The following is a 12,507-nucleotide window of genomic DNA, read 5'->3' on the forward strand; positions in this document are numbered from 1 at the left end:
TACTTATTCCTCCTTGGGATTAGTAACGCTCTGAGCAAGCGTTTCTATTATTTTGTGATATCTTTGGGCCATGGAACGGATATAGTCTGCTTCCAGCAGAGAATCATCCCAATAGAATGTACACTGCAACCCTTCATCGCTCTTGGCCACCGCCAGCTTAAGAAGCGCTTCCTCCGGCATATACTGATGGAATTCGGCAAGACGCAATCCCTCAGGCGCCAGGGGCCATTCTTCCTCCGCAAACAGCACTTGATACAAGGTCTCCTTGGATTCAGCTATCTTCCCGGCGTTCACCCATTGGAGATCATAGGGATAAAGCATGGATGATCTTCCCGCTTCAACCTCCTGCTTGACCTGCCCAAGCAGCGCACCGAATGAGGTGCTGTGTTGCAGAGACAGCCGCAACGGACTCAGTGTCTGGTAGATAAAGGGTAATCCGCTCTCACGAGTCTGGGCGCTGCCGTTCATCAGGGTACCTACCAGTATGTCCTCTGCCTGAGTAAGCTGCCGAAGCAGCATGATATAACACGATAGCAGCAGCACTGTCACATCTGCACCATAAGGAGCAGCATAGCTGTGAAGAAGACCTAGCGTCTTGGGAGGCAGGATAATGCCGGTATGGGACCATGATAATCTGGTACCGGCCTGCTCTTTCCCTCCGCGCTTCAGCCTGAATTCAAACCGCGGCAGGGGATGCCTCAGTGCTCTTGTCCAATAGGGCCGCTGCGGCTCCAGATAACCTTCGTGCAGCAGACTCTGCTGCCAGCTTGCAAAGCTCAAGGCATACGCCGTTTCCTGAATCTCTGTATCGCACGTCGTATCCCCTTCCTGCAGCTTCACCGGCAGATTAGCATTCAGCACATCCGTCGGTTCACGGTAGATGTGAAGGATGTCACTAAGCATTCTGCTTACAGCCAGGCATTCTGCAATGAATGGGTGAACCGTTAAGATGACATGGTTCAGCTCCTTACTGTCCTGGAGCATAGTGACCCGGTACAGCGGCCCGCTGGACAAATCAAAGCGGTGGCGGATTTCCTCCAGGAGCAGGACCGAAATGAGCTGGTCTACGTTACTGTCACCGGGTATAGGCGATATTGCAAGTCCTGGGGAACTTGACTCCAGAACAGCCTGTCTATGTCCCCTTTCGTCTTCTTGCAGTACGATTCTGGCACCTGGAGTCTTCCGGTGAAATATCTCCAGTGCCCTGGCAAGCGCATCCTGCTGAACCTCTCCATGGAGCAGTACATGAACAACAACATTGTTTATCGCCTCTCTGTTACGAACGATCATCCTTTGCCGGAGGGATAATGGACCTTTCCCGGAGGTCTTCACTCTCTCCAGCGGCGGGAGCTCAAATAGCCCATGCTTCACTTTTCTTTTGCGTTCAATAACTACAGCTTCCGCAAGAGTAAGAATCCGGTATTCTGACAGTCTCCGCTCCGGATCGTTCACAATCTGCTCAACCAGCGTCAAGAAGTGTCCGGCTAACTGGACAATCGACTCTTTGTGGAAAAGGCGCTTATAGAATTCAAAAGAACAATTGAGCTCACCCTGCGAGCCTTGAAACAGATCCAGCTTTAAATCCAGGGTACAGGCTGTACGCTCCCAATCCATCATTCCAATCTTAATAGAGTCCAGTTCAAAGCTTTGATTCCGGGTTCCCTGATTATGCAGTATCAGCATAGTATCAAAGATCGGATTGCGGGAAAGATCCCTCTTTTGCTTCAGCAAGTCGACCATTTGTTCAAACGGGTAATCCTGGTGATCATAAGCTTCAACCGTCTGCCTGACCACCGCTTTGAGCAGATCCTTGAACCTTAGGCTGCCGGCCGGAGAGCAGCGGAGCGGCAAATAATTCGTAAATAGACCGATCATCTGCTCGGAACCCTGGTAACGGCGCCCGGCCATTAACGAGCCGATTACCACCTCCTCTTGTCCTGTGTAGATGTGAAGCAGTGAACTGTAGACGGCAAGCATCATCATGTACAACGTTGCCCCGTGCTCCAGCGCCAGAGCCTTCAGCTTGTCCACCTGACTGGACGGAATCGTAACGCAGTGCACATCCCCCTCAAATGTCATAATCGGAGGACGGGGGAAGTCATGAGGCATATCGAGGACCGGAAGCTTGTCATGGTTATCCTCTGCCAACATGCGCCTCCAATAGGCTTCCTGAAGCCGCATATCATCACTGTGCATTTGCGCGGATTGCCAGAGAACATAATCTTTATACTGACTCTGCAAAGCGGGCAGAGAGTGACCCAAGTATAGCGCTGAGAATTCCTTCATCAGAATCTCCATGGATACCCCGTCGGAGATAATATGATGCATATCGAACAGGAACAGGTGAAGCTCACGGCCTCCTTCCTGCGGCCTAAGCCTGAATAATCCCACTCTCAGCAAGGGAGCCTCTTCAAGCTGAAAAGGCTGAATGAAATTCCTCAAGATATCCTCCGGCCTAACCGTTGCCGGCTCCGCGTCATATTGGACCCTAAAATCGGCATCAGGCAGTATACACTGGACAATCTCATCCTCTGTCACATCAAATACCGTCCGGAAGGATTCATGCCTGCGGATGAGCTGCGCAAATGTATCCTTGAAGCGCTGCACATCTATAGGACCGGTGATGATCGCAGCACCCGGCATATTGTAATTCAGACTTTGTCCTGCCAGTTGGTTGAGGACAAACAGTCTTCTCTGTGCATGGGAGAGCGGGTAGTATTCCCGCGCGGGTCCGGAAGCGGGGGCGTCTTCCTCCGGTGTAGCCGTGAGCAAACCAGCCAGCCCGCGAATGCTGGGGAATTGAAAGAACTGAGCCATGTTCACCACGGCACCGAACTCCCCCCTGATACGATTAATCAAATCTGTGGCCAACAGCGAATCTCCGCCAAGCTGAAAAAAATCGTCCGTTACATCCAGCCGTTCCAGCCCGAGCACCTTGCCCCACAGCTGGGCCATACGGTATTCTTCCTCCGTAGGAGGGAAGCCTCCGCCGTCGAAGAGTCGAACTTCGGTTGTTACCCGTAGATTCTCTTGTATATGGCGGCCGGGACGCCGGGTTGGTGCTTCGACCCAGTGCCTTGTGCGTTCCCACGCATAGGTAGGCAGGGGCCGTTTGGCATATTGGGCCTGCGGATAAAATTCCATCCATTGGATACTCCCTCCCTCCGCATAGGCCCGGGCAACCGCAGCACACTCATCTCCGCTGTCAGCCGTCCGCAGCGGATTTCCCGGCGGACAGAGCGATGAATACACCCCCTCTTGACGCAGATCCAGCCAATCCTTGGAGCCGAAGGCACAATAAGCCTGGCGGAGCTTGCCCAGCAGCTTCCCGGGATCTGCTGCCAGAATTGCCAGCCGGCAAGCATGATGCTCACGGCCAGTACTTAACACTGCACAGATTTCCTCCAGATTTGCGGGTTCTGCACAGTCGCTGATAAATTCAATATATTTACCGATGAGTCTCCGTAAAGAAGCTTCGTTGCGTGCAGAGAGTGGAAAGATGTATACAGGCCGCAGCGGCAGCGGCCGTCTACCGGTTTGACGAGGCTGGAACTCTTCCAGCACAACATGACAATTCGTTCCGCTGAGCCCAAATGAGCTCACCCCCGCCCGCAGCGGCTGGCCGTTTGGAGAACTCCATTCCTTCAGCCGGGTATTGATATAGACCGGGGACCGCTGCAGACTCATCAGCGGATTGGGTTCAACAAAGTGGATGGATGGCGGCAACAGCCTCTTTTGCATGGCCATTACCGTCTTAATTAATCCAGCTATGCCAGAAGCCGAATCCAAATGACCGATATTGCTCTTGACGGAGCCAACCCCGCAAAAGTGATTATTCAGCGAGAACTTCCGGAATGCATTGGTCAGACCCTTAATTTCTATGGGATCTCCGATCTTGGTGCCGGTCCCATGGGCTTCGATATAGCTGATGGTCAGCGGATCAATCCCCGCGCGGTTCCATGCTTTGACCAGCACCTCCTCTTGGGCTAAAGCATTGGGCGACGCCATACCGTTGGACGTTCCATCTTGGTTGATCGCACTCCCCTTGATAACTGCATAGACATAATCCCCGTCTGCTTCCGCCTGCTTCAGCGGCTTGATCAGCACCGCGCCACAGCCTTCGCCCCAGGCCGTACCATTTGCACTTGCATCAAAGCTGCGGGACTTGCCCTCAATGGACGTAATTCCCAAGCCGCTCCCGTTCTCCAGCTTAGCCGGCAGCGGTCCGATGGCTACCCCCCCAACCAGCGCCATTGAACAGTCTCCAGCATGCAATCCTTCACATGCCAGATGCAGAGCAACCAGTGAGGAAGAACAGGCTGTCGCTATACTTACTGCCGGACCCGACAGGTTCATGGCATAGGATAGTCTGCTTGCCACCACTGGCGGGAAGTTGCCCACAAATGCTGCGGGGACATCCTCGGATACCATATCCTTATATCTGGCTTCGCTGAAGCCCACATACACACCAGTATCGGCATTGCGGATACGTTCCCCGCCATAACCCGCATCCTCAATAGCCTCATAGCCCGTCTCCATAAAAATCCGCTGCTGCGGGTCCATATATTGGGCTTCCCCGGGAAGAATATTGAAGAATTCCGCATCGAAAAAATCAATCTCGTCCAAATAACCGGCTTGATAATAAGGGCCGCCGGAATCATCTTCACCCAGGAAGGGACGGATGCTCTCCATACGGGCGGACGGGAATGGCCGGATGCTGTTCATACCGCTGGCCACATTGTGCCAGAACTCCTCTTTATTGCCGGCTTGGGGGAACCGGCAGGAGATGCCGATAATGGCAATGTCTTTTGATTGATCACCTGTAACCGACTGGTGCGCCTTGATCAACGAATAAGCATTGTCTTCCGAGATTGCATCAATGGCAACAAGCTGCAAGATGGATTCTACAAACGAATTGCTCATAGCTCCTCAAATCCTTTCATGGCCTCACCGACAGAGATGCCATCATTCTTGACGCTCTTTATCAGCCGGCGCAAGGCATCATCCTCAGGGGCCGTTGATCCTGCCCAAGATGGTTGTTCCGGCGCAGCCTGCGGTACGGCTCGCTTATCTCCGATAAATTGCGCCAGCCTGGCAATAGTACCGTAGGAGAATAAGTCACCGGCTTCAACCTCTGCATCTACCTGCGCATTGACCAGGCTCAAGACCTTGAGGATCAGCAGAGAGTCACCACCGATATCAAAAAAGTTATCGTTAACGTCAAACTCCTCGTAACCCAGCACCTGTGCCCAAATCAGTGAAATCTGCTTTTCAAGCACTGTAAATTCTCCATCACTCCTACCGGTCAAGAGCACCTCCTTCAAGCTTTCCGCAGCAATTCCCGGAAGGGGCTCAGCCTTAACTGGGCGAATGCCCGAGGAAGTTCCGCGAATCACATCAGGTGCTAGCCGGATCTTCATCATTGGAGCCCACTCGGCCAGCACATGCGGGTCGAACTTGCCGATAACCACTTGATCCATCCGGCTGGATAGTCCAATGCGGAGAGCGGCCAAGGCATCTCCGGGAGGCATATATCCCATGCATCCGGGGTCGGTCAGTCCCTCCCATGCATACCAATTCACAGCCAGCGTATTCTTTCCACGTGCATTTCGGCTGGCACTGAAGGCATCCAAGAAGGCATTGGCCGCAGCGTAATCGGCTCCTCCGACCCCGCCCCAGAGGGAGGCGACCGAGGAGTAGACTACAAAGAAATCCAGTGGATCTTGAGCCAGCAGACTGTCAAGCACCAGCGTTCCCTGTATCTTGGGCCGCAGAACTTGCCGGAATTTCTCTTGGGTCTGGGTTTTCAGCGGTTGACTGCAGGCACCCGGTGCAGCCGCGCAATGGATCACCCCATGAACGCTGCCCGCTATTCTCCGTACTTGCGCCATAATCTCGCGCATGCGCTGCTCATCAGCAACATCTCCGGCAAAATAGTGAATCTCCGATCCGGTGTTATCCTCCAGTTCCAGAAGCGACGCCAGTTTATGCATATCCGAAGGATGTATACCTTCTGCCGGGTGCTCCAGACACTGTCTCCAGCGAAGCTTGTCAGGCAATACGGAGCGGCTGATAATGACCAGCTTGACAGGCTTCTCCCGGGATAAATACCTACAGATCTCCATTCCCAGCCTGCCCAATCCTCCGGTAACAATATAGATTCCATCCTCACGGACCCTGAATTCCTGCCGGGGATAATTCTTCGGATTGAACCGGGCTAACTCCTGAACCAATCGCTCCTGGCGGAAAGCGACCAGACCGTCATTCTTGTTCTCCGCCAGTTCCTTCATAATCAAAGCAGACACTTCTTCAGCGGAGTAAGCGCCGGTATCCACATCAAGCGCATAGCAGCGCAGCTTAGGATGCTCCTGGGAAATGACCTTGACAAGTCCCAGTATCGACGACTTCCCGGGAGAGACGGCTTGGTCTCCGGCGAGCATCACAGCATGGTCGGTCACGACCCGGATATCTGCCTCGTCATGAGTTCCGAAGTTCAACATAGCTCTTGTCAGGTATGTGACACTGTAGAGTCCTGCTTGCAGCAACAGATCTGCCGTACCGCTGTCGGGCACTTCCGCACAGGCTGTGCACGCCCAGAGGTGTATCACTCCGGAAATCTGCCGCCCCTGTTCAGCCAGAATGTTCATTAGACGGATATAATGGACCTCTTCTCCGGCATCTATTGTAAACCGGTTGCTGTGACGGAAGTTGAATTCACTTCCCTTGTCTACAGTAATAATGCTGCAGCCTAGCCGCATAAGCTGCCCGGACAAGTGCTCCCCGATCCCCAGCTCATCCCGGAAGATCAGCCAGACGCCCCCGGGCTGGCTGACCGGCTCCGCATCCGGTTTTTTGGGAAGCCAGCGCACCTCATACATCAGTTCTTCAGGCGGCAGGGCTAAGGTTTTGCCCATCGAACCGATAATAAGGGCCGTGCCGCTTTCCGTATCTGAAGTCCCCGCTAGTTCCAGGGAATAGCTACGGACATCCGCAAACTGTTCCTCATGCAGAAGTTTCTCCCAGGCCGGGGCGGACAGCAAGGGGGTAGCTTGCCGTATATCCGTATCTTCAAAGTGCCACCAGCCCTCGGTTAGACCCCAAACCAAGTTCTCACCGGGCTCGCTCAATACTTTTTCAATGAGATACAATACCCCGCCCGCCGCTATAATTTTCTTCAGTTGCGATAAAGCACATCTTAAATTCCGAGTGGCATGGATCACATTTAGTCCAACAATGATATCGAATTGGCCGGGCTTGAATCCTTGTATCAACGGATCTTCCTCAATGTTAAAAACCTGGTACTGCACAAATGGATACTCCTTGAATTGTTTACTGGCCTCCAGAACAATCGACCGCCCTATATCCGTAAAACAATATTCAACTTGCAGACCGGCTAGTCCGGAGAAAATCGCTTTGCCGATGGTCCCCGATCCCCCTCCCACTTCCAGAATCCGGACGGGCCGGTGAAGCTGGGCTAACACAGTGATATGCTGCTGCAAAGCATCTATTGCCAGAATTTCATGCAGATCCCCCAAAGTCCGCCTCCGATTGGCAAATGACTGCAGAAAATGAGAGGTTCCATCCGGAAAAAGTACGCTCAGCGGAGAACGTTTGCCCGATAGAACATCTGGATACGCCTGGAAGCAATGCTTAAGAATCTGGAAGCTGCCTGCAAGCTCCGGATATTGCCGGCAATATTCCGCACATAAATCCTTCACATCCAGGCTGGAATATACACCGGTTAAAGAATGAATATCCCCCTCGGAATGTAAACATCCCTTCTGATTCAGAAAGGACAGCATATAGCTGACCAACCGCTGATAGGGAGGGGCAATTCTCGTCTTATGCATAATTTCCTGCCCGGAATAGACATTTTGGTCGTTAAACAATCCGTAGCTGCGAAAAAATTGCAGAATGAGTTGAACCGCAAAATGATCCAGATTCGCTTTATATTCCGGTTCCCAGCCAAAGCTGCCTTCCGCTAGCAATTGTCCACCCATCCTGAATACCGCCCCGGGAATGTGCAAGAAATCCGAAGCCTTAACCACATCTGCCGCATACTCAGGCGTTACCGGAGCTGGTGCCTCCAGCAGTACTTTGGCCGGAGCCGTCCAGCATCGTTTCTGCTCAAAGGGATACGCTGGCAGCGGCACGCGTCTGCGGGCTTGCCCGCGATAACAGCTCCTCCAGTCAATTGCTACACCTTGCAGATAAGCTGCTGCAACCTCCCATAGAGATGCATTCGGCTTCAATTCAGCATGAGCACTCTCCATATCCGTTTTGGACAGTTGATTCCAAGAGATTTGATCTCTTTCCCCGGTGCCCAACGCATATTCATCCTGCAGATACGCGGTTCTAAAGATAACAAGCTTACGCTGCAGGTCCTGAACAGAATTCACAGTTACCGCTAACCGGTGGGTATAAGCTGAGCGGCTCAGGCTGGAGCAGTAACAGATGTCCGCCAGAGAAGCTGCGGTACCCGGAAGAAACTGCAGGAAACGATCCACATATCTCAGAAGCGCTTGCGCAGACCAGGCAGACAAAGTAAATAATTGCACGTCTTCAGCTGGAAACGGCTCAGGCTTAATAAAGTAGTCTTCCAGAATGGCATGGCAGTTGGTTCCACTCAGTCCGAAGGAACTGACACCCGCTCTGCGGACTCCGCATTCTGGACGCCATTCCTCGCCTGAATCCGCCACATATACCGGCATATCCGAAAAATCGATATGCGGATTAGGCAGAGTGAAGTGGAGTGACGCCGGGATGTAACCATGGAAGACAGCAAGCGCCGCTTTGATGAAGCCGGCAATGCCTGCCGCTGCGTCCAAATGGCCGATATTGGTCTTGACCGACCCCACTGCACAAAATTGCCTGCGCTCCGTATACTTACGAAATGCGGACGCGATGCCCTCCACTTCAACAGGATCCCCAAGCCTTGTTCCCGTACCATGCGCCTCAATGTACGTAACGGTCTCCGGGTCCAGTTCTGCCCTCCTCCAGGCTTCCTCAATGACAAGTGATTGGGCTGCAGCATTCGGTGCGGTAATTCCGCCAGACCTACCGTCCGAATTCACCGCGCTTGCCTTGATGACAGCATAAATGTGGTCCCCATCGGCTACAGCCTGCTGGAGTGGCTTCAGCAGTACAGCGCCTCCCCCCTCTCCACCACCGGTCCCATTGGCAGAATGGTCAAAGGTCTTAGCGCGCCCATCAGGAGAGGCTATTCCCATTTCGTAGATATTCTGATCCACCATCGACAAATAAAGATTAACTCCCCCGGCAATGGCCATATCGCAGCCGCCCAGAAGCAGTTCCTGAACGGCATGGTGCACGGCAACGAGTGAGGAAGAGCAAGCGGTATCAATCACTTCGGCCGGTCCCGTTAAATTAAAGGTATATGCAATTCTCCCGGCGATGGCAGCCTGCAGATTCCCCGGAATAGCTGACGGTTCGATTTGCTCCATAAGCTCGAGATATTTCGGCTTGCCCGTCCCGGCAAAAACCCCGGTCCGCGAGCCGAACACCTCCTTCTCCCCATAGCCCGCATCCTGAAAGGCCTCCCAGACCACCTGCAGGAACAGACGCTGTTGCGGGTCCATCATGGCTGCCTCGTTCGGCGATATTTGAAAAAATTGCGGATCGAAGGTGTCGATCCTCTCCAGATAAGCACCTCTTGGAAAGCTGGCCCCATACTCATCTGAAACAGCAATGCCCGGAAGAATATCCTGTAGACGCTGCTGCGGAATCACACCCACCGAATCTACGCCCCGACAAAGATTATCCCAGAATTCCTCCTGGGAAGCGGCATGGGGAAAGCGGCACGCTATTCCGATTACCGCAATATCATTATTTCCACTTAATCGGCTTCCGTTACTGTCCGCAACCCGCTCTGAATTCTGCACTTGTACAGCCCTTAGACCTTCCCTTTCTACATTTACCTTCTCCCTACCAGAAGACCGCAGCACTTCCGCCTGGCATGCAATCGTATGGTGCGTGAACAATTGGGAGATGGTCAACTTCACATCAAAGGCCTGGTTAATCCGGCTCTGCAGCCGGACTACGGACAGCGAGTTACCGCCGGATTCAAAGAAGCTGCTGTGTATGCCGAATTCCCCGCCGCCCAGCAGCTTTCGCCAAATCTCTATCAGCTTTTCTTCAACTGCATTTCGCGGACCGGCCAATCCGTTCATCCGCCGCGGCACCTTAAGCGCACTTTTGTCCGTTTTTCCGTTCACTGTCATAGGCATCCTTGCCAATTCAACGAAATGAACAGGAACCATGTACTCGGGTACAAAACGCCGGAGATGCGCAGTCAGGCTCTCTTGCGTAATGTCTGCAGCCGATTTGTCATTCGCAGAGAATCGGGTGTAAAAGGCCGCTAATTCCGTTGAATTAGCGGAAACGCCATGGACCAGCGCTACTTCTTTAATTCCCGGATATTCCCGCAGTACACTCTCAATCTCGCCCAGCTCGACCCGCATCCCGTTGATTTTGACCTGGTGATCAATTCGTCTGATAAACTGTAAGTGACCGTCAGGCAACCATCTCACTATATCCCCTGTACGGTATAATCGTGCTCCCGGTCTGAACGGATGAGCGATGAATGCCTTACTGGTCAGCTCCGGGCGGTTAATATAGCCGCGGGCTAAGCCGGCTCCGCCGATATACAGCTCACCTGAAGCCCCGTAGGGAAGCAACCGCTGCTCGGCATCCAATACATACACCTGATAATTGGTCAAGGGTTTGCCGATAGGTACAGTGCCATGATTGCTGCCCGAATGCCATTCATACAGAGTGGTATTGATCGTCGCTTCAGTAGGTCCGTAAATATTGAACAGGAAACGGATATCGAAACGTTGCTTCAGTCTGCAGGCTAATTCATGCGTAAAAGATTCACCCGCCATAATTACATAATCAAGCTGATGCGGAAGCCCGTCTGTCTGCTCCATCAGCACTTCCATCAGGGAAGGAACAGTATTAATGACATTGATCTTCTCTTCACATACCAGATCCCAGAAGCAATCCGGATCAGTGATTTGGGTTCTGGAAATAAGATATAACGTACCGCCAGTCGCCAAAGGAAGGAACACCTGTTGTACCGAAGGATCGAATGTATAAGGGGCCAGAAGTACATGACGCAGTGAAGCGTCAAACGAATAATGCAGCATTAAGCCTGCTATTTGATTAACGATGCTCCGGTGTTCAATCATGACTCCCTTCGGGCGGCCGGTTGAGCCGGAGGTGTACAGCACATAAGCCAAATGATGCGGTGCCGCTAACGTCGGCAGATTATCCGCCTCGCAGCCGGTAACAAAGGGAATGGTAATGTCAATTATCCTCCAGGGGCCAGCTAGCTCAGGCTGTGCTCCAATCGTCAGCACAAACTCTATACCGCTGTCTTCCATCATCTGCTGCAGCCTTTCCTGCGGGAGTTCCGGATCAAGCGGACAATAGGCACCCCCTGCCTTCAACACAGCGTTAATGGCGATAATCATCTCAATGGATTGCCGCACCACAATCCCCACAATCTGCTCAGGTCTTACACCATATTCCCTCAGTATTCCAGCCAGTCCGTTGGCTCTCCGGTTAAGTTCGCGGTAAGTCACCTTCCGGTCTTCCTGGACCAGCGCTGTCTGATCCGGCATTCTTGCGGCTTGCTCCTCCAGGAATTGGTGCAATAACCGAACACTGTTCCCCGTGTGAAAAGTGTTATTTAACGTTGTTAAGAGAATCTCACATTCGGTGGATGCAAGCATAGGGCATTCGCCGGCATCCAGAGATGCAAGAGGCTTCATCGTCAAAGCTCCCAGCACATGGACCAGGTTGGCGGCAAACGAACGAATAATAGCAGCATCGTACAAGTTCGGATCGAAGATAAACTGCAGTATTTGCCCTTGTGTGGAATCACTACACTTCCACTTTACCACCAGCGGGAAAAGCATGAGCCCCTCCGGAGAGGTCTGGAGTCCTTCATCAACAACGGCGATTTGCTGCAGCACCTCGGTACGGAAGCCCGGTAATGTAAGCAGTCTCTCCTTAACCTGCTCCAGCGGGAGCCCTCGATGATTGAACGAACGCGAGAGTTCGGCATGCATGGCTTCCAGCAGAGTCTTCCAGGGCTGGTCCTGCTCCACGCGATTTCTTAGATAGAGCACTTGACCGCCCTCTTGTCCGGACTGCCTTAATGTGGTTGTACCGATGAGCGACTCTCCATGCTCGTTGTAACGGCACAGTAGGCCCGAAACAGCAGTCAGCAGTACAATAAGCCTGGCCAGTTCTGATCCGCCGGACACCTGCTCCAGTTGCCTCAGGATTGTCACGGGTATTACCGCTTCCCAGCATTCTGTACCTTCTACAGAGCTCTCTGCTGAAGTATTTTGTGCCGGAAGCATCTCCTTGGGGAGCTGCGGTGACAGCTTCTTCATCCAATATTCATCAATGATCTTGCTCTTCAAATCAACATCATGCACCATTCACAGCCCCCTTTGTATACAATCCAAGCACCTG

Annotated in this window: 2 protein-coding genes; both read right to left on the bottom strand. The window is 52.7% G+C overall.

The genetic code is table 11. The annotated features are described in order from the left end of the window. Nucleotides 1-3 precede the first annotated feature (3 nt). On the bottom strand, nucleotides 4-4,923 hold the full coding sequence (locus NST43_RS18705; RefSeq protein ID WP_339218638.1) for a condensation domain-containing protein: 4,920 nt from the start codon (nucleotides 4,921-4,923) through the stop codon (nucleotides 4-6). Beyond that, a complete protein-coding gene (locus tag NST43_RS18710; RefSeq protein ID WP_339218639.1) occupies nucleotides 4,920-12,473 on the bottom strand; it encodes an amino acid adenylation domain-containing protein in 7,554 nt (2,517 codons plus the stop codon). The genes NST43_RS18705 and NST43_RS18710 overlap by 4 nt, the downstream gene beginning before the upstream one ends. Nucleotides 12,474-12,507 lie beyond the last annotated feature (34 nt).

Source organism: Paenibacillus sp. FSL H8-0332 (assembly GCF_037963835.1).
GTDB lineage: Bacteria > Bacillota > Bacilli > Paenibacillales > Paenibacillaceae > Paenibacillus_AQ > Paenibacillus_AQ rhizoplanae.